Annotated in this window: 20 protein-coding genes; 11 read left to right on the top strand and 9 right to left on the bottom strand. The window is 60.1% G+C overall.

Going from position 1 to position 19,084, the window contains the following annotated elements; genetic code table 11:
- Positions 1-2: 2 nt before the first annotated feature.
- The 3 genes from AAE484_RS00365 (at position 3) to AAE484_RS00355 (ending at position 3,112) form a co-directional block, all read left to right on the top strand.
- A complete protein-coding gene (locus AAE484_RS00365) occupies positions 3-971 on the top strand; it encodes a type II secretion system F family protein (protein ID WP_341936324.1) in 969 nt (322 codons plus the stop codon).
- Positions 972-991: 20 nt separating this feature from the next.
- Positions 992-1,957, top strand: coding sequence for a type II secretion system F family protein (locus AAE484_RS00360; RefSeq protein ID WP_341936323.1), 966 nt, complete (start codon positions 992-994; stop codon positions 1,955-1,957).
- 81 nt (positions 1,958-2,038) lie between these two features.
- Positions 2,039-3,112 carry a tetratricopeptide repeat protein gene (locus AAE484_RS00355; RefSeq protein ID WP_341936322.1) on the top strand — a complete coding sequence of 358 codons (1,074 nt, stop codon included), beginning with the start codon at positions 2,039-2,041 and terminating at the stop codon, positions 3,110-3,112.
- Positions 3,113-3,214: 102 nt separating this feature from the next.
- Here the strand turns inward: AAE484_RS00355 and AAE484_RS00350 are convergent, their stop codons facing one another.
- Together AAE484_RS00350 and AAE484_RS00345 are read right to left on the bottom strand one after the other, a co-directional pair.
- A complete protein-coding gene (locus AAE484_RS00350; protein WP_341936321.1) occupies positions 3,215-4,453 on the bottom strand; it encodes a serine hydrolase domain-containing protein in 1,239 nt (412 codons plus the stop codon).
- A 74-nt stretch (positions 4,454-4,527) separates the two neighbouring features.
- The gene (locus AAE484_RS00345; RefSeq protein ID WP_341936320.1) at positions 4,528-5,025 is read right to left on the bottom strand and encodes a pilin; all 498 of its coding nucleotides are present in this window, start codon (positions 5,023-5,025) and stop codon (positions 4,528-4,530) included.
- 473 nt (positions 5,026-5,498) lie between these two features.
- Between AAE484_RS00345 and pilB the strand changes: the two genes are divergently transcribed.
- The 4 genes from pilB to coaE are packed head-to-tail and all read left to right on the top strand — an operon-like array spanning position 5,499 to position 9,977.
- Complete coding sequence (gene pilB / locus AAE484_RS00340; RefSeq protein ID WP_341936319.1) at positions 5,499-7,226, top strand: type IV-A pilus assembly ATPase PilB; 1,728 nt, start codon at positions 5,499-5,501, stop codon at positions 7,224-7,226.
- A gap of 5 nt (positions 7,227-7,231) precedes the next feature.
- Positions 7,232-8,500, top strand: coding sequence for a type II secretion system F family protein (locus AAE484_RS00335; RefSeq protein ID WP_341936318.1), 1,269 nt, complete (start codon positions 7,232-7,234; stop codon positions 8,498-8,500).
- Positions 8,501-9,370 carry a prepilin peptidase gene (locus tag AAE484_RS00330; RefSeq protein ID WP_341936317.1) on the top strand — a complete coding sequence of 290 codons (870 nt, stop codon included), beginning with the start codon at positions 8,501-8,503 and terminating at the stop codon, positions 9,368-9,370.
- A gap of 4 nt (positions 9,371-9,374) precedes the next feature.
- Positions 9,375-9,977 carry a dephospho-CoA kinase gene (coaE, locus tag AAE484_RS00325; protein WP_341936316.1) on the top strand — a complete coding sequence of 201 codons (603 nt, stop codon included), beginning with the start codon at positions 9,375-9,377 and terminating at the stop codon, positions 9,975-9,977.
- Between the two features lie 50 nt (positions 9,978-10,027).
- Here the strand turns inward: coaE and mnhG are convergent, their stop codons facing one another.
- The 7 genes from mnhG to AAE484_RS00290 form a co-directional block, all read right to left on the bottom strand.
- Positions 10,028-10,456: a monovalent cation/H(+) antiporter subunit G gene (mnhG, locus tag AAE484_RS00320; RefSeq protein ID WP_341936315.1), complete on the bottom strand. Its 429-nt coding sequence runs from the start codon at positions 10,454-10,456 to the stop codon at positions 10,028-10,030.
- On the bottom strand, positions 10,449-10,724 hold the full coding sequence (locus AAE484_RS00315) for a monovalent cation/H+ antiporter complex subunit F (protein ID WP_341936314.1): 276 nt from the start codon (positions 10,722-10,724) through the stop codon (positions 10,449-10,451). The genes mnhG and AAE484_RS00315 overlap by 8 nt, the downstream gene beginning before the upstream one ends.
- Before the next feature lie 21 nt (positions 10,725-10,745).
- Positions 10,746-11,219, bottom strand: a complete 474-nt coding sequence (locus tag AAE484_RS00310) for a Na+/H+ antiporter subunit E (RefSeq protein ID WP_341936313.1) — start codon at positions 11,217-11,219, stop codon at positions 10,746-10,748.
- A complete protein-coding gene (locus tag AAE484_RS00305) occupies positions 11,216-12,724 on the bottom strand; it encodes a Na+/H+ antiporter subunit D (protein ID WP_341936312.1) in 1,509 nt (502 codons plus the stop codon). The genes AAE484_RS00310 and AAE484_RS00305 overlap by 4 nt, the downstream gene beginning before the upstream one ends.
- A complete protein-coding gene (locus AAE484_RS00300; protein WP_341936311.1) occupies positions 12,721-13,068 on the bottom strand; it encodes a Na+/H+ antiporter subunit C in 348 nt (115 codons plus the stop codon). The genes AAE484_RS00305 and AAE484_RS00300 overlap by 4 nt, the downstream gene beginning before the upstream one ends.
- A gap of 85 nt (positions 13,069-13,153) precedes the next feature.
- Positions 13,154-13,600, bottom strand: coding sequence for a Na+/H+ antiporter subunit B (locus AAE484_RS00295; RefSeq protein WP_341936310.1), 447 nt, complete (start codon positions 13,598-13,600; stop codon positions 13,154-13,156).
- Positions 13,590-15,899, bottom strand: coding sequence for a putative monovalent cation/H+ antiporter subunit A (locus tag AAE484_RS00290; RefSeq protein WP_341936309.1), 2,310 nt, complete (start codon positions 15,897-15,899; stop codon positions 13,590-13,592). The genes AAE484_RS00295 and AAE484_RS00290 overlap by 11 nt, the downstream gene beginning before the upstream one ends.
- A 279-nt stretch (positions 15,900-16,178) precedes the next feature.
- Here AAE484_RS00290 and rpsT point away from each other — a divergent pair, with 279 nt between their 5' ends.
- From rpsT to AAE484_RS00270, 4 genes are all read left to right on the top strand, one after another.
- Positions 16,179-16,445: a 30S ribosomal protein S20 gene (rpsT, locus tag AAE484_RS00285; RefSeq protein WP_341936308.1), complete on the top strand. Its 267-nt coding sequence runs from the start codon at positions 16,179-16,181 to the stop codon at positions 16,443-16,445.
- A 171-nt stretch (positions 16,446-16,616) separates the two neighbouring features.
- The gene (maoP, locus tag AAE484_RS00280) at positions 16,617-16,907 is read left to right on the top strand and encodes a DUF413 domain-containing protein (RefSeq protein ID WP_341936307.1); all 291 of its coding nucleotides are present in this window, start codon (positions 16,617-16,619) and stop codon (positions 16,905-16,907) included.
- 114 nt (positions 16,908-17,021) lie between these two features.
- Positions 17,022-17,567, top strand: a complete 546-nt coding sequence (locus AAE484_RS00275) for a gluconokinase (RefSeq protein WP_341936306.1) — start codon at positions 17,022-17,024, stop codon at positions 17,565-17,567.
- A gap of 58 nt (positions 17,568-17,625) precedes the next feature.
- Positions 17,626-18,975: a GntP family permease gene (locus AAE484_RS00270; protein ID WP_341936305.1), complete on the top strand. Its 1,350-nt coding sequence runs from the start codon at positions 17,626-17,628 to the stop codon at positions 18,973-18,975.
- Positions 18,976-19,084 lie beyond the last annotated feature (109 nt).

Raw genomic sequence — 19,084 nt, 5'->3', positions numbered from 1 at the left:
CCATGCAGAACCTGATTTTCATCCTGATGGTGGGCGCTGCGGTGGGGATTCTGGTGATGGCGCTGGCGCTGCCGGTTTTCGGCGAGAGCCGACAGGCCCGCAAAAGACTGCGCCGGCGCCTGCGCCAGGTGGCGACCGATGCCGGCGAACCCGAAAGCGTCAGCCTGCTGCGCGAACGTTACCTCAAACGGCTCAGTCCCCTGGAGCGCAGTCTGGAAGCCCTGCCCGGCATGGAGCGGATCGCCCGCCTGCTGCGCGATGCCGGCTCCCAGTGGATTGCCTACCGCTATGTGTCTATGGCGGTGGCGCTGGGCGTGGCGGCAGCGGTGGTCGGTTCGATCCTCACCGACAGCGGCCTGTTGGCGCTGTTGTTCGGCGGCCTGGCCCTGGCGGCGCCCTTTTTCAAGCTGCTCAGCGACCGCGCCCGTCGCCTGGCCCGGTTCGAGGAGCAATTGCCCGATGCCATCGATGTGATGCGACGGGCACTGCAGGCCGGCCACCCCTTCAGCGAAACCCTCCACCTGGTGGCGACCGAGTTGCCCGACCCGGTGGCGGTGGAGTTCGAGCGCACCTTCAACGACATCAACTACGGCGGCGACATGCGCACCGCGCTGGTGGGACTGCTGGAGCGGGTACCTACCGTCACGGTAATGGCGCTGGTGACCTCCATCATGGTGCAGAAGGAAACCGGCGGCAACCTGGCAGAAATTCTGGAGAAAATCAGCCGGGTGATCCGGGGCCGGTTCCGCTTCCAGCGCCACGTGCGGACCCTGTCCGCCGAGGGTCGCATGTCGGCCTGGGTTCTGGTGCTGATCCCCTTTGCCATGTTCCTGCTGCTGTCGTTCGTACAACCCGACTATCTGCCGGTGCTCACCGAAAACGAGGCCGGCCGCAAGCTCATCGCCTGGTCCTTCGGTCTGATGATCGTGGGCATTGTCTGGATTCGTCACATCATCCGGATCCGGGTCTAGCTGCCTGAGGAGGTCGCGTCATGGAATATCTGCTCGAATTGCTCTCCACCTATATTGAAAACGAGCAGCAGCGCCAGCTGGTGTTCGTGGCCCTCAGCGGCGCGGCCATCTTCAGCTTCGCCGCCGCTCTGCTGTTCCTGGGAGGTAACCTGGTGGACCCGGTGCGGCGGCGTCTGCACCGCCTCGGTGGCCAGCGCCCCGAGACCCGGCCGCGGCGGCATTCCGAACGGATCGCCGAGGCCCTGGCACCCTCGGAAAAATACATTCTGCCCAAGAGCGACTGGGAGCGCTCGGCGATGCAGGCCAGATTGGTGCACGCCGGCTATCGCAGCCCCAACGCTCTGACCAACTTCTACGCCCTCAAGGTGTTGCTCACCCTGTGTCTGCCCCTGCTCACACTGGTTGTCACCCGGTTTTATCCCCAGCTGACCGTGCCCCAGATCTGGGGCGGCGTGACCCTGGCCGCCGGGGTCGGCGTCTTCGGTCCCAATGCCGTGCTGCACCGCCAGGTCCGGGCGCGCCAGCGCTGTCTGCGGGAGTCCTTTCCCGACGCCCTGGACCTGCTGGTGGTGTGCGTCGAATCCGGTCTTGGCCTGGTGGCGGCCCTGCAACGGGTCAGCCGTGACCTGGACATCAGCCACCCCGAACTGGCCGAGGAACTGGCGCTGGTGAACACCGAAACCCGCCTGGGGGTACCGCGTATGGAAGCCCTGAAAAACCTCGCCCGGCGCACCGGCCTGGAGGAAATCCAGAGCCTGGTGGTGCTGCTCGATCAGAGCGCGCGCTTTGGCACCAGCATCGCCGATTCCCTTCGGGTGTTCTCCGAGGAGTTTCGCGACAAACGCACCCAGGCGGCGGAAGAAGCGGCGGCCAAGATCGGCACCAAACTGATTTTCCCACTCACTTTGTGCCTCTGGCCGGCGTTTTTTGTCGTGGTGGTCGGGCCGGCGGCAATGCGCATCGTGGAGGCGTTACAGCATTTTTAGCGGGTACGGATAGGGCGACCGTTCTGGTACCTGGATTTTCCGGCAAGCATTGAACCACATTCGATCAGAAGGATACCGGCCATGAAAACAGAGACATTCACCAACAATACCGGCGGCACTTCCTCCAGTCACCCGGGCGCCGCGCCCACCCACACCAGGCACCGAGCGGGGCGGCGCCTCATGGCCAGCCTGCTGGCGGGCGCACTGCTCGCGGCCGGCGGCTGCGCCAGCAACGGCGGCAGCAGTAAGAATCCGACCTCCGCCGGCAGCGATCCCCTCTACGATGGCGTGGCGCCAATCACTTTCGACAGCATGTTCACCGGCGAAGACACCGATGACTTTGAAACGCTCGGCGATCGGGCGCAGCGCGCAGGGGAACATGACAAGGCGATCTACGCCTACCTGCGGGCCATTCAGACAGGGGATGGCAAGGCGAGACTGTTCAGCAAGATCGGCGACCTGCACCAGGCGCGCCGGAACGCCAGACTGTCCCTGCTCGCCTACAACCGGGCTCTGCAGGTCGACCCCGAGTGGGTGCCCGCGCTCGAGGGGGCGGGGCTGGTCTATCTACGCCAGCGGCACTACGAGGAGGCCCAGGAGCGTCTGGAAAGCGCCGTGATGCTGGACCAGCAGCGTCTGGGCGGGGAACGGAGCCCGAGGAGCGAAAGCACCAGCGCTCTGCCGCCCCACGATTCCCGCTCGCCCTACCGGGCCTACCGGGGGCTGGGCGTACTCGCGGATCTGGCGGGTGAATACGGACAGGCCGTACGCCACTACCAGGTGTCCGACGCCATCCACCCACACTCAGCCATCACCCAAAACAACCTGGGCTACTCCCACTACCTGGCCGGAGACCTGGACAGGGCCAAACGCCACTTCCGGCGCGCGATTGCGATCGACCCGGGCTTCAAGAACGGCTGGTGCAACCTGGCCTTGATCCACCTGCGGCAAAGGCGTCAGGAAGATGCCCTGAGCGCCCTGGAGCAGGTAATGAGCAAGCCCGAGGCCTACAACACCATCGGTTACCTCAATATGCTGGCGGGCAATCACATCCAGGCGGAGCAATTCCTGCAAAAGGCGATCGCCCTGTCTCCCAGCTATTACCAACAGGCGCAACAGAATCTGGAACAGAATCGCAGCCGTGGTGGTCGGTGAGTGGGAATGCAAGAGAGGGGGCTGAAGAGCCCCCTCCGAAATCTGACCCGAGTGCGAGCGTTGCCAAACGCTTTAGCCGTAGATAAAAAAGGTTCTCGCCCGCTATTCAGATAGAAGCGACACCACCCGTTTGATCATAACGTCCTTATACTTGCTTTCCAGCGCAGCGCCTGGAGCCACCCAAACCAACACTTCCCCTTCGGGGTTGATGGCAACCAGAGAGCTGGCGCCGGGAAGATAGCCTTGCTGAATACCGATCGGGTTTCCTCCTTCAGATTCGACGATGACAAAGGGGTAGGAGTAGCAACGCTCGAGGTCCTTTTCCCGGCAGCCTTCGATACCGCCACCCTGCAGTACCTCTGAATTTCTCTGGAACAGTTCCCGCACCAACAAGGCAAACTCCCTGGGATCGCCCATCAGACCCGCCGATGAAGACAGAGCCTGGAAATCCAGCCAGTCTACGTACTCCTTTCCAAACCTGACATCATTGGAAAAGTCGTAGTCTGGCTCCCCTTGGAGATAGGGTCCCTCTATAAATCCCAGAGACGGGTAATCTGACAAATAACGCTCGCGGATGTATCGCTGAAATTCGACGCCCGATACCCGGGCAATGACTTCACCCAGGAGGCAGTAAGCCACGTTGCTGTAAAGATGATTGGTGCCCGGCTCACCCGCCAGACGGATGGTTTCCATTTGTTTGATATTGTAGGGGCACCAGGGTTGCTCACCTCTCTTGATCATATTGTCGGAGCCGAAGGGGCCGCCGAGACCGGAGGAGTGATTCAACAACTGTTTAAGGGTCACATTCAGAACGTGGCTGTCCCGAACCTGAGCGGGGTCCACCTCGGGGAAAAACTCAATGACACCGCTCTCCAAATCAAGCTTGTCTTCCTTGGCCAGCTCCATCACGGCAAAGGCCGTCACGACTTTGGTCATGCTGGCGAAGCGAAACGGTATCTGACTTTCCTGATCACCCCGGGGAAGGCGACAGCTGTGAACTTCCCGCGCCTCATCGAGGTAGACTACCTCCCCGCTATGGGCGAAAAAAGGCAGTGACACTTTCTTTAGGATGCCGCCCAGCTCATCGGGTGAACCCGGTTCGCACTCGACCTCAAATCCGAGCCGGAATGCTTCGGCAAAGTAGGGGAGCTTCTTGATGTAAAGAGGGTTGGTCACATAAAGATGCGCCAGCCAGACGAGTAGAAGAAGCAGTGCGCCGTATCCAATCAACCGGACACCGATCGCTTTTAATGAAAGTTTTGACGACTGACCCATGATAGATACCTTTTTGAGAGAGCGAATCCCCCTTTCACTTTTCCAACAAGTCTCCGGCGCAAACAAAAAACCCCCGCCGAAGCGGGGGTTTTTGAGAAGATAGGATGAACGACAATCACCCCTCTGACGGCTTTTTAACCCTAAGCCGGAGTAGTAGTTGCCGGAGTGGTGGCACCCAGATCTTGAGTACAACCAGCCGGGCGATACCGGGTATCAACGTCGGTAGAGCATACCCAGATACCATTTGCGTTGCGGTGCCACTGCAGCTTGGACCCGGAAAGTGAGGCAGATGCGTTTCTTCCAAAGGTACCAATAATATCGGCTGTATTGGTGGCCGAAATCGTAGCAGTTAAACCGGTCTGCAGTGAAACTTGGCCCAACAAATTACTGTCAGTCCAACCAACATTACAGTCCGTAGGGCCAGGATCAACGCTACTTGCAACAATGGTAGTTCTACCTTGGTTCATGCAGTTTTCAATTGCGGTACGCAGAGCGCCCGTCTCGCTCATGACACGGGATACTTGAGAACTAGAGATGTAATTTTGGTATTGAGGAATGGCAACGGCGGCCAGGATACCGATAATCGCCACAACGATCATCAGTTCGATTAATGTAAAACCTTTTTGCATCTGTTTCATGATTTTTCTCCAATTGGGATTAACTACAGACGTCGTGAATAGAGCAAAGGCTGTGCCAAATCGCGCAAGCGGCCTGATTCCAAGTACCTTGGAAAGGCGTGAAATGAGAGTTGGGCCTCAAGGCGAGAAAACAGTTCGTTTTGGCGTCACAGGTTGACGGAGAGGGTCAACGACTGACATTTTTTGTCATATTTTGGGCAAATTGATCCTGCGGGACTACTACTCGTCACGCGGGCTCGGGGTGGCAATTGCCAGAACTGTGAACCAATTCACAATATATGCCATGAGTGGCTCTGGCGCAAAAATCCCATCCAGGCCTTTCCTGCGCTAGAATTGTAGATATCCCATAGACTTATCGTTTACAGTTAAGGCATTGCTTTGAGTGTGAGATGAGCTACGCTGCCTCCCCCGTGGCGCCCGGCCTCGCTCACTGAACAGCCCATACGATAATAGGCGTTGGAAATCAGGCACTTATGAATACTACTGCCCCGGCCCTCAGCGGCCTTGCGCGCCGATTGGTGCAAGACGGTCTGCTGGACCAGGAGCTCGCCCGCCAGGCCGTGACCCAGGCGGCGCGCGAGCGCGTGCCTTTTGTGCAGCATGTGGTCAGCGAGCAGCTGCTGGATGCCCGCACCATTGCCCGGGTGGCGTCGGACGAATTCGGCACTCCGGTGTTTGACCTGGACAGTCTCAACACCGAGATGATGCCCAGCAAGCTGGTGGACCAGAAGCTGATCCAGAAGCACCACACCCTGCCCGTGGTCAAGCGCGGCAACCGGCTGTTTCTGGCGGTGGCCGACCCCACCAACCTGCACGCCCTGGATGAGATCAAATTCAACACCGGCCTGAATACCGACCCGATCCTGGTGGAGGCGGACAAGCTGGCCACCGCCATCGACCGCTACCTGAACGCCCAGGACGAATCCATGGGCGATGCTTTGGGCAGCCTGGACGATGAGGCATTGGACGGCCTGGAGATGGAGGGCGGCGAGACGGAAGCCCCCAAAGACGAGGGCGCAAAGGAGGAAGATGAAGCGCCGATCGTGCGTTTTATCAACAAGATTCTGCTGGATGCTATCAAGAAGGGCGCCTCGGACATCCACTTTGAGCCCTACGAGAAGACCTACCGGGTACGCTTTCGCACCGATGGCATACTGGAGGAGATGGCCAAGCCGCCCACCAATCTGGCCACCCGACTGGCCGCCCGCCTCAAGGTGATGTCGCAGATGGACATCTCCGAGCGCCGGGTGCCCCAGGATGGCCGAATCAAGATGAAGATTTCCAAAAACCGGGCCATCGACTTCCGGGTGAACACCCTGCCCACGCTGTTCGGGGAGAAGGTGGTACTGCGGATTCTCGACCCGGGCTCGGCCAGGATGGGTATCGATGCCCTGGGCTATGAAGACGTCCAGAAGAAGCTGTTCATGGATGCTCTGAACCAACCGCAGGGCATGATTCTGGTTACGGGTCCCACGGGCAGCGGTAAAACCGTCTCGCTTTACACCGGCCTGAACATTCTCAACACCAGTGAGCGCAATATCTCCACCGCCGAGGATCCGGTGGAAATCAACCTGGAGGGGATCAACCAGGTGCAGGTGAATGCCCGAGTGGGCCTGACTTTTGCAGAGTCTTTGCGGTCATTCTTGCGTCAGGACCCGGATATTGTGATGGTGGGCGAGATTCGTGACCTGGAAACCGCCGAAATCTCGATCAAGGCGGCCCAGACCGGTCACCTGGTGCTCTCGACCCTGCACACCAACAGCGCCCCGGAGACCCTGACCCGTCTGCTGAACATGGGGGTTCCGGCGTTCAACGTAGCCACCAGTGTCAGCCTGATCATCGCCCAGCGCCTGGCCCGGCGGCTGTGCAAGAGTTGCAAGAAGCCGGCAACAGACATACCGGATGAAATCCTGACCGAGGAGGGGTTTGACGAGATCGGCATTCCCCGCAATGAGTTAGAACTCTATCATCCGGTCGGCTGCGCCCAGTGTACCAAAGGCTATAAGGGCCGTGTCGGGGTCTATGAAGTGGTTCGCATTACCCCGACCATTGCCAGCCTTATAATGGAGGGCGGCAACTCGATCCAGATTGCCAAGGCCGCGCGCGAAGCCGGCTTTAATAACTTGCGAACGTCGGCCCTGCGCAAAGCGGCCCAGGGGCTGACCAGCCTTGAAGAAGCCAACCGAGTCACCAAGGACTAAAGCCTATGGCTACCGCCCAAGCACAAAAACAATCGCCCGCCGCTGCCCGCAAGGCGGCCACCAAGGGCCCCACCTCGGTCACTTATATCTATAAGGGGCTGGACAAAAAGGGCAACAAGATTGATGGCGAAATGGAAGGGGTCAGCCCGGCCATTGTCAAAGCCCAGCTGCTGAAACAGGGCATTCGCGCCAACAATGTGCGTAAAAAGCCCAAACCCCTCTTTGGCGGCGGTGGCAAAAAGATCAAGCCCAGCGATATCGCGGTCTTCTCCCGCCAGATGGCCACCATGATGAAGGCCGGCGTGCCGCTGGTGCAGTCTTTCGAGATTGTCGCCGATGGCCTGGACAACCCCAATGTCCGCAAGCTGGTGTTGAATATTCGCGAGGATGTCGCGGCCGGCGGTGGCTTTGCGGTCGCGTTGCGCAAACACCCCAAGTACTTCGACGATCTGTTCTGCAACCTGGTGGAAGCGGGTGAGCAGTCCGGCTCGCTGGAAACCATGCTGGACCGCGTTGCGACCTACAAGGAGAAAACCGAGGCGCTGAAAGCCAAGATCAGAAAGGCCTTGACCTACCCTATTGCGGTGATCGTGGTGGCGTTTATCGTTACCGCGATCCTGCTGATCAAAGTGGTACCCGCCTTTGCCGAGACTTTTGCCGGCTTCGGGGCGGACCTGCCGGCTTTCACCCTGTTTGTGATGAGCATTTCAGATTTCATGGTCGAGCGCTGGTTACACGCGATCGTGGGTCTCGTTGCGATTGTGTTCGTTTTCAAAGAGGCCAAGAAGCGCTCCAAAACGTTTGCTTATGCTCTGGATAAATACATCCTGAAAGTACCCGTCATCGGCAATATCATCTATCTGTCGATCATGGCCCGCTTTGCACGCACCCTGTCTACGACCTTTGCCGCCGGCGTGCCTCTGATTGACGCTCTGACATCGGTTGCCGGCGCGGCCGGCAACCAGGTATACAGCAATGCCATCATCAAGATCCGCGACGAAGTCTCAACCGGTATTCAGCTCAATACCGCCATTCGCGCCCAGAAGATCTTCCCCTCGCTGCTGATTCAGATGGCGGCCATCGGTGAAGAGTCGGGCGCGCTGGATGAAATGCTGGAAAAAGTGGCCCTCTACTACGAAGACGAAGTCGACAACCAGGTGGACAACCTCACCGCGCTTCTGGAACCCATGATCATGTCGGTACTGGGTGTCCTGGTCGGCGGCCTGCTGATTGCCATGTACCTGCCCATCTTCCAGATGGGGTCGGTTATTTAAGTGGCGTCCTTATACGAACTCTTTGTCCTTTACCCTCCAGTGGCGCTTATCAGCGCCACTGTTTTAGGCCTGGTGGTCGGCAGCTTTCTCAATGTGGTGATCTACCGCCTGCCCAAAATGATGGAGGCGGACTGGAAGGACCAGTGCTGTGAGCTGTTGGAGCAGGAGGCGCCCGAGCGCAAGCGCTTTAACCTGGTCACGCCCGACTCCACCTGCCCTCACTGCGGCCACGCGATTCGCGCCTGGGAGAATATCCCGGTAATCAGCTACGTGTTTCTGCGCGGCAAGTGCTCGGCCTGTGGTGGCCACATTGCCTTACGCTACCCGCTGATCGAGCTGACCAGCGGCCTGCTGAGCCTGTTTGTGGTCTACCATTTCGGTTTTGGCGTGGAGGGTCTGCTGGCATTAGTGCTGACCTGGTCGTTGCTGGCACTGGCGGTGATCGATTTTGATACCCAGCTGTTGCCGGACAGCATCACCCTGCCACTGCTCTGGCTGGGGCTGATCGTCAACCATCTGGGCGGTTTTGTGCCGCTGGAGGACGCCCTCTGGGGTGCGGTGGCGGGCTATCTCTCGCTCTGGTCCATTTACTGGCTGTTCAAGCTGATCACCGGCAAGGAGGGTATGGGCTACGGCGATTTCAAGCTGCTGGCGGCGCTGGGCGCCTGGCTGGGCTGGCAGATGCTGCCGCTGGTGGTGCTCTTGTCCTCGTTTGTCGGGGCCTTTATCGGCATCGGCCTGATCCTGACGCTCGGCCGCGACAGAAACATCCCCATTCCCTTTGGCCCCTATCTGGCCATTGCCGGCTGGCTGGCGTTTATCTGGGGCGATACCCTGATCAACCAGTACCTGCAGTTCGCGGCGGGCTAGCGATATGGCCCGTTTGATTGTAGGGGTGACCGGCGGGATCGGCAGTGGCAAGTCCGCAGTGATGGAGCGCTTTCAGGCGCGCGGGATTGAGGCCGTGGATGCCGACGATATGGCGCGTGTGGTGGTGGAGCCGGGCCGACCGGCGTTGGCCGAGATTGCCGGGCATTTTGGCAATGAGATTCTCACCGCTGAAGGAACCCTGGACCGCCCTGCCCTGCGGGATATCATTTTTTCGGACCCTGGCGCCAAGCAGTGGCTGGAGTCGCTCTTGCATCCGCTCATCAACAAAGAACTGCGTGAGCGACTCTCTCGCGCTGACAGTCCCTATGCTCTGCTGGTATCGCCTTTGTTGTTTGAAACGGGGCAGGATGCGCTGGTGGACCGGACGTTGGTGTTGGATGTGCCGGAGGAGGTTCAGTTGGCGCGGGCGAGTCGGCGGGATGGGGCGACGCCGGAGAAGATTCGGGCGATTATGGCGGCGCAGTTGACGCGGGAGGAGCGGTTGGCGCGCGCAGAGGATGTGCTCGACAATGAGGGGGACTGGCCCCAGTTGGACCTCGAAATCGATCGGTTGCATGCAAAGTATCTCGCCCTAGCCAACGGATAACCTATCCTGGTCGCCTGTTGAGCGAACTGAGTTCCGGAACTTCAATCAAATCACTTTCCCTTTGGGCCTTCCTCACTTCCAGGCGCCGGATTCTCTGCCGGTTTTTTGGGCTCACCCTGGGTTTCGTAGCCACTGCTCAAAAAGTGGGTGTCGGGGTTGTAGTTGTCTTTCAGGGCGTCTTTGACGGTACCATCCCAGAGGGGCACGCCGACGAAGTAGCCGGCCCGGCCGATGACGTGTGCGGCTACGGGTGAGGTGAGGATGATGAAGCTGATGATCGCCAGTGCCCGGGCGGTGACCACGGTTTCCAGGAAGGCCAGCGCTACGGCGATCATGATCAGGCTGGTGCCGAGCGCGCCCGACTTGGTGGAGGCGTGCATGCGGGTGGGCAGGTCGGGCAGTCGGATGATGCCGATGGAGGCCAGCAGCATCAGTGAGGCGCCGGACAGGACAAAAAAGGATACGATCACTTCAATCATCGCGCGGGCCTCCGCGTTCCAGGAATCGGGCGAAGCCGATGGCCGCCAGGAAGGCCATCAGTGCCAGGACGATGGCAATATCGAGAAAGGCGGCCACACCGGTGTCGATGGCGTGGGTGCCCACCATGCCGGCCACGATGGAGGCCACCAGCTCTAGTGCCACGACCCGGTCGGGCAGTGAGGGGCCTTTGGCCAGACGCACGAACGCCAGTATCAGCGCGGCCGTCAGCATCAGGTAGGCGGCATCGATTACCCAGGGATTTATCACTCTTGCTCTCCTAACACATGCCTAACGCATGATTTCCAGAATACGACGCTCGATTTCTTTCAGCTCTTCCAGCAGTGCTTCCTCGTCATTGAGAAACATCGCATGGATATACAGAACCCGCCGGTCATTGGACACGTCCAGGCTCAGGGTGCCCGGAGTCAATGAAATGAAATTGGCCAGCATGGTGATTTCCAGGTCGGTCTTGGCCGTGATTGGCAGGGCCACCACACCGGGCTGCATGTGCCAGGGCGGGGTCAGCACGTCGAACGCCACTTTGACGTTGGCCTTGATCAGTTCTTTGGCGAAGAACACCAGAAACAGAAAGAATCGCGGCACCCGCTGGGCGTAGCCCTGCAGCAGCGGCAGCTCCCGCTGCATCAGCGACAGGGCCACATATCCGAGCACAAAGCCGAAGGTAAAGTTCAGACCGGTGAAGCTGCCCGACAGTGCCGTCCAGGCCAGCGCGAGCAGAATGTTCCAGAAAAACGCGATCATGGCTGCTCCCCCAGAACGGCTTCAATGTACAACTCGGGATTGAGCAATTGCTCGGCAGTGGCAGCGGCCAGCTCGTAGATGGGCTGGCCGTTCAGGCCGATGTACAGCGTACAGCCTGCCAGCCCTACGATGGGCAGCAACATGATCCAGGCCCGGGGAGTGGGCTCGGTGCCGCGCAGGTGCGAGTCATCCACCTCTTCGGGCAGAGCCTTCCAGAACACTTCGGCCCAGATCTTGATCATGGAGTAGAGCGTCAGCAGCCCCACCACCAGACCGACCCCGGTAATGACCCAGGCGTTGGCCTCAACACCGGCGCGGATGATGATGAATTTGGCGAAGAAGCCCGACAGCGGCGGCACGCCAGCGAGCGACAGGGCCGGGATCAGGAACAACAGCCCCACCATCGGCCGGTGGCGATAGACCGCGCCCAGTTTTTTCAGGTCGTAACTGCCCAGGTAGCGATACACCAGACCGCTCACCAGAAACAGATTCGTCTTCACAATGATGTGGTGCATGATATAGAAGACCCCGCCCACGATGGCGAGCGGCGTAAACAGGGCCACCCCCAGTATCATATAGCCGATCTGGCTGATGATGTGGAAGGAGAGAATACGCCGGAATTCGAACTGGGCCGCCGCCCCGAGTACACCGGTAACCATGGTCAGACCCGCCGCCCAGAGCAGCCACTGGTGGGTGTAACCCACATCGCCGATAAAAATCAGGGTAAACACCCGATAGAGCGCATAGACCCCGACTTTGGTCAGCAGCCCGGCAAAGAGCGCGGATACCGCCACCAATGGGGTGTGATAGGAGGCGGGCAACCAGAAGAACAACGGAAAGGCGCCGGCCTTGATGCCGAAAGCGACCATGAACATCATCGCCAGTACGTTGACCATCCCCGTGTGCTCAACCTGGCTCAGCTTCTGACTGATATCGGCCATGTTGAGGGTACCCACGGTACCGTAAAGCAGACCGATGGCCGACAGGAGCACCGCCGAGGAAAACAGGTTCAGGGTCACGTACTTGATCGCCCCTTCCATCTGGGCGCGCTCGCCTCCGAGCGTCAGCAGCGCGAAAGAGGAAAGCAGCATCACCTCAAACCAGACGTAGAGGTTGAAAATGTCGCCGGTCAGAAAGGAGCCGGACACCCCCGCCAGCAGCAGATGCATGAGCGGGTAATAGCCGAACTTTTCATGGCGCTCGGGCGTGGCGGCCAGCGAGTAGATCGCGATGGCAAAACCGATGATGCCCGTCAGCACGATCATGATGGCACTGAGCAGATCCGCGACGATGGTGATACCAAAGGGCGCGGGCCAGTTGCCCATCTGCATGACCACGAAGCCTTCACTCTGCGTGACCTGCAGTAACCAGAAGCTCACGGCCAGAAACGCGCCGGTCGCCAGCACCGCAATCCAGCGCTGCAGCGCGACCGAGCGCCAGCACATCAACGATAGTGCGCCCGCAAATAACGGAATGAGAATGGGAATGACAACGACGTAACTCAAGTGTCCGTATCCTTCATCTGATCCAGGTCATCATTGCCCACCACTTCGTGAGCACGGTGAATGAGCACGACGGCAAAGGCCAGCACCCCGAAGGCGATGACAATGGCGGTCAACACCAGAGCCTGGGGCAAGGGGTCGGCGACCACGCCCTCGGGCACTTTGGCGCCTTCGGGAATCAGCGGCGGCGAGCCGCGCGTCATGCCCCCGAGGGTAAAAATCAACAGGTTGGCGGCGTTGCTCAGAATCATCAGCCCGATCACCAGCTTGACGATCGAGCGCCGCAGCATCATATAAATCGCGCTGGCAAACAGTACGCCCACGACATAGGCCATTAATGTTTCCACGGGGCCTCCTTCATCATCGGGATCATCGGGTCTCTCTCCGGCAACATCGGGCCTCTCTTCAACATCACCGGGACTCTCTTCGACATCATCGGGATTCGGCCTCGGTCAGGGAGACGACGATGGTCAGAATGGTGCCCAACACGGCCAGATACACGCCGGTATCGAACAGCAATACGGTGGACAGCTTGATCTGCGCCTCAAACACATAAAAACTCAGCCACTGGGCGGTAAAAAACGGCTCGCCGAACAGCAGCGCCGGGAGGGTGGCCAGAGCCCCCAGCATCAACCCCAACCCCAACAGATCGCGCGGGTCGGCGCGCATGATCTTGCGCGTGGAGGTGACGCCGTGGGCAAACAGGTACAGGACAAAGGCGCCGGCGGCCACCAGCCCGGCAATAAAGCCACCGCCGGGCTCATCGTGACCGCGCAGCAACAGGAAAATGGAAAACAGCAACTGCAACGGCAATAGAAACAATGAGGCCGTGTGCAGAATTATCGTGTTGGACTTGATGATCTTCTGATTACTGCTCATTGGTGTTCGCCTCCGCGCGCAGGGTCAGCATGGAGTACACACCCAGCGCCGCAATCGCCAGAACAAAGATCTCCCCGAGCGTATCGAGCGCCCGGAAATCCACCAGAATCACATTGACGATGTTGTGCCCGTGCGCCTGTGGGTAGGAGGCCTCAATGAAGAAATCGGAAATGGACTCAAAGTAGCGGACATCGAGCGCCGCCAGCATGGCCAGGGTGATGAACACCCCGAAGATCGCGGCCACCGTGCCATCGCGCCAGATTTCAAAGCGCGTGGAATACTGGGAGAAACCGGGCAGCCGGAAAAGCACCAGCACCAGCAGAATCACGGTCAGGGTCTCCACCAGTACCTGCGTGATGCCCAGATCCGGCGCGCTGAACAGAATGAACGTCAACGCGACGGAGAAGCCCAGCACGCCGAGGGTCGCCACCGCGCCCAGGCGTGAACGGGTGAGCGTGACGTAGACCACCGTGGCCACCATCAGCAGGGCGATGGCCGCCTCGAAGAAGTTGACGCCGGTCAGATCCATGTAGGGATGGAAGCCATACTGACTGAGGAGCGTGTAACCGGCGGCGATGGCGGTGGTCATCACCAGCACAATCATGTAATTGCCCATGACGCCGTTCTGCAGGAAACGGGTCTGCCAGCCGGCCACAGCGACCAGCCCGTACAGCAACCGGAAGTAGCCCACCTCGGGCCCGAACCGGGCGACCCCGGTGTTGATATCGGACAGGACATCGCGGCTGCGGGTCCAGAGACTGTAGAGAATGGCACCGACCACCAGACTGGCGAGCGAGAGCAGCAGCGGCCGATTGATGCCGTGCCAGAGGGCCAGATGGAAGTCCACTGGCTCGCCTTTGACCGATGTGACGACTGCCGAGATCACCCCGACCTCGGGGAGAAATGGCAGCACGCCAAAGACCAGCGAAACCAGCGCCAGCACCATCGGCCCCAGGACCATGCCCGGAGGCGCTTCATGAGGCGATTTGGGCGTGCTGCGGGTCGCGCCCCAGAAGGGCCTGATGGCCACCGAAGCAGCCACGGCAATCACCAGAGCGGCCGAGGCCAGGGCGAAGCCCAACAGCACCGTGCTCTGCCAGGGGGCGGACAAGAGCGCTTCAAACATCAGCTCCTTGGCCACGAAGCCAAACAGCGGCGGCAGCCCGGCCAGTGACAGGCCGGCAATCAGGGCCGCGGCGGCGGTATAGGGCATGGCGCGGCGCAGCCCACCCATCAGGCTGAGATCCTTGGTGCCGGTCTCATGGTCCAGTGCGCCGGCAATCATGAACAGGGCGCCCTTGTAGAGCGAGTGCGCGAGCAGGAAGCTGGCGAAGGCCACCATGGCGTAGTCGGTGCCAATGCCAATCAGCATGGTCAGCGTTCCCAGCGCCATGATGGTCGAATAGGCCAGCACCTTCTTCACGCCGGTGGAGCTGTACGCCAGGTAGGAGCCCAACAGCATGGTGACCGCGCCGGCTGAGCACAGCAGCGGCGTCCAGAGCCAGTGTTCGGACAATACCGGGTTGAGCCGCGCCATCAGATAGATGCCGGCTTTGACCATGGTGGCGGAGTGCAGGTAGGCCGACACGGGGGTGGGCGCCGCCATGGCATTGGGCAACCAGAAGTGAAACGGAAACTGGGCGGATTTGGTGAAGGCACCGGCCAGAATACAGAGAACCATGCCGGTGGCCAGGCTGGATTCCATCACCGGGTTATCGCCCGAGAGGATTTCGGACAGCTGATAGCCACCCGAGACGTGGCCGAGAATGATCAGCCCCGCCATCAGCGCCAGGCCACCGGCCACGGTCACGAACAGGCCCTGGAGGGCACATTTGCGCGCCTCGGCGTCTTCGTGGTTAAAGCCGATCAGCAGATAGGAGGTGATGCTGGTCAACTCCCAGAAGACAAACAGGCTGATCAGGTTGTCGGACAGTACCAGGCCCAGCATCGATGCCATGAAGCACAGCATGATGATGTAGAAGCGGCCGAGGAAGGGATGCCCCTGAAGGTAACTGCCCGCGTAAATGAGAATGAAGGTGCCGATAAAGCTGATCAGCAGGGCGAACATCAGCGACAGGCCGTCGAGCATGAAACTGAGATTGATCCCCAGCCCCGGTAACCAGTCCCAGGATTGCAGGATCACTTCACCACCGCTGACGGCGGGGATATGGCTGGCGAAATACAGCGTCAACGCCAGAGGCAGTGCGGCCAGAAGCCACCCGATCCGGTCCCCGCTCCAGCTCTTGAGCCAGGGAACCAGGACCGCCAGGACAAACCCCGAAAGAACAGCAATTAACATCGTCTGTGGCAGCTCCTTATAGCGCTCGCTTTACCCGGCGATCTGACACGGCACCTTGTCATGTCAAAGGATCGCCAGCATAACCAAGCCCGTCAGCCTGCGCAAGAATGCCCCCGGCGCCTTCACACTCCTTGACCGCCCCCTGCTCCACTAAATGGGCGAGGCAGTTGACATTCAACGGAAAATGGGCATAATGTCGCGTCCTTGATTCCGGCTCTGGTCCCTTGACCCTGTCCGGACCCCCGAATTGTAGATTGAATACGAAACAGGAGCTCCACGGTGGCCAATACCCCACAATCCAAAAAGCGCGCTCGCCAGAACGAAAAGGCCCGCAAGCACAACGCCGGCCTGCGCTCCATGGCGCGCACCTACTTGAAAAACGTGATCAAAGCCATTGATTCCGGCGACCAGGAAGCGGCCAAGACCGCCTACGTTGCCGCTGTACCGGTCCTCGACCGTATGGCTGACAAAGGCCTGCTGCACAAAAACAAGGCCGCTCGTCATAAGAGCCGCCTGAACGGCCACATCAAGGCGATGGCTTCCTAAGCCAGCCTCGTTGTTGCCCGGCGCGCTCTGCGCGCCCCGAAAACCGGCCCCGAGCCGGTTTTTTTGTGCCTGACGATCGCCCTGTCGTAAAAATTTCGCACGGTTGACACATTTCTGCCAGATTCATCGTATACCGTTGCCGCTGACATCACACGATGAAGGAGGCCACGCATGTTGCCGCGCGAGCACTATCTGAAACAGCCGTTCAAAGACCTGGTGCATTTTCCCGGCGGATTTGAGCACACCGGCCGACTGTCGACCAGTCAGGCCCGCCTCATTCGCAAGCATGGCGCCCTGATCACGGCCCTGTGCCGCTCCGAGGTGACCAACCCCACCGATGACGACCGGCATCTGCTGAAGGTGATTGCCCGTCAGGCCGCCCCCAAAAATCCGGTGGAACAGGCCTGGCTCAAATACCTGGCGCTGACCGAGTCGCCCACCCGGCTGCGCAAGAGCGCCTGACCCGGGTTTGGCTCACATCACAGAAGAACTCGCTTTGGCTCTGATATACTATCGACTCCTTTGTAGCGGTTTGCAGCGTTGGTAAAGCGCTTGTAAAAACAGGAGCGGACTCGTTTGGCCAAGCTTTATATCATCATGGGCGTCTCCGGCGCCGGCAAGTCGACCCTGGCGTCCGCTTTGGCGCGGCATTTTGGCTACCACTACCTGGACGCCGACGACTTTCACAGTGAGTCGGCCAAGGCCCACATGGCCGGCGGGGCTCCGCTCACCGATGCCATGCGCAAGCCCTGGATCGAGCGCATCTGCACCCATCTGCACGAGCTGGCTCACCGGGACGAAAGCGTCGTTCTGGCGTTTTCCGGGTTGAAAAAAGCGCACCGCGACCCTCTACGCGAGTGCGGGCTGGAGACCCACTTTCTGTTTCTCGACGGCGATGCCCCCACCATCTCCGAGCGGATGAGCGCGCGCGAGGGGCACTTCATGCCGCCCTCTCTGCTGGACAGCCAGTTCGAGAGCCTCGAGCGGCCCGACATGGCGCGCGAACCCGATATCGAACCCCTGAGCATCACCCCACCGATTCCGGGCGTGCTCGAGCGGGCCATTGAACTGGTCCACTATCTGGAGGAACAATCCCCCTCTGACTCGGCCCATCAACGTTAAGGGCCAGTCCAAAACATAAAAATTCGGTCAATCAAGACACAAGGAGATAATAAAAACCATGTCGGCAAGCTATCTACTTTCGATTACGGTCGCCAGCATCGCCCTGTTGCTGTTTCTGATCATTGTCCTGCGCATGCAGGCCTTCGTCGCCCTGTTGCTGATCAGTATGGGCGTGGCCATCGCCGGCAGCGTGCCGCTGCCGGAAGTGGCCGGCGTCATCCAGGAGGGCATGGGCGGCACCCTCGGCTACATTGCCATTGTGATTGGTCTGGGCACCATGATCGGCGAGATCCTGCAGATCTCCGGCGGCGCCCAGCAGATTGCCAACACTCTGACCCGTAAGGCCGGCACCGAACGCGCGCCCTGGGCACTGATGGCTCTGGGGCTGATTGTCGCCATTCCGGTGTTTTTCGAGGTGGCGCTGATCCTGTTCATCCCGCTGGTTTACAGTCTGGCACGGCGCACAGGCAAGTCCCTGCTGTTTTACGGGATGCCACTGGTCGCCGGTATTGCCGTGGCCCACTCGTTCATCCCTCCGACTCCCGGGCCGGTCGCGGTCGCTTCGCTGCTGGGCGCCGATCTGGGCTGGGTGATTCTGGTCGGTCTGATCGCGGGTATTCCCGCCGCCATTGTCGGCGGTATCATTTTCGGGCGCTTTATCGGTGAGCGCATTCATACTCAATTGCCCGACTTCGCCCAGGCTCAACTCGACTCGCAGGATCAGTCCGAGCGCCCCCAGCCGGGATTTGCCCTGGTACTGAGCATCATTCTGGTGCCGCTGGTCATGATTCTGCTCAACACCGCCACCAAGGCCTCGCTAGCGGAAGGACATCAACTGGTCGCCATCATGGCCTTTGTCGGGCACCCTTTCACCGCCCTGCTGACCGCCACGCTGCTCGCCTTTTACTGCCTGGGCACGCGTCTGGGTTTCAGCCGCGATGAAATTCAGCGGGTGGCGACCCGCTCCATGGAGCCGGTGGGCATGATCATCCTGCTCACGGGCGCCGGCGGCGTGTTTGGCAAGGTGCTGATCACCGCCGGCGTGGGCGATGCCCTGGTGGAGGCCATGAGTAGCTCCAACCTGCCGGTGGTCCTGTTTGCCTTTCTCATCGCCACCGTGGTCCGGGTGTCCCAGGGGTCGGCGACAGTCTCGATGGTGACCTCGGCGGGCCTGGTAGCCCCGTTGGTCGACGCGGGCGGCTACTCCGATCCGGTGGTGGCCTGCGTGGTCATTGCCATTGCCTGCGGCGCCACGGTGCTCTCGCATGTCAATGATTCGGGGTTCTGGCTGGTCAAGCAGTATATGGGGCTGACCGAGAAGCAGACCCTGGCTTCCTGGACGGTACTGGAAACCATTCTGGGGCTGGTGGGGCTGACGGTGGTACTGGTGCTGAGCTTTCTGTTGTAACCAGGCGCCCCGCAGCAAGGGGGCACTCCCGGGCCGGAAGACGGTCAAGCGTCCCGAAGGCGGTATGGATCTTGCTGCCATTTAGGGTAACGATTTTCAGGAGCTGTCC

The sequence above is a fragment of the Marinimicrobium sp. C2-29 genome (genome assembly GCF_038419845.1).
Lineage (GTDB): Bacteria > Pseudomonadota > Gammaproteobacteria > Pseudomonadales > Cellvibrionaceae > Marinimicrobium.
Note: the sequence above shows the minus strand (reverse complement) of the source record. Positions and strands in the feature narration are given on the sequence as shown.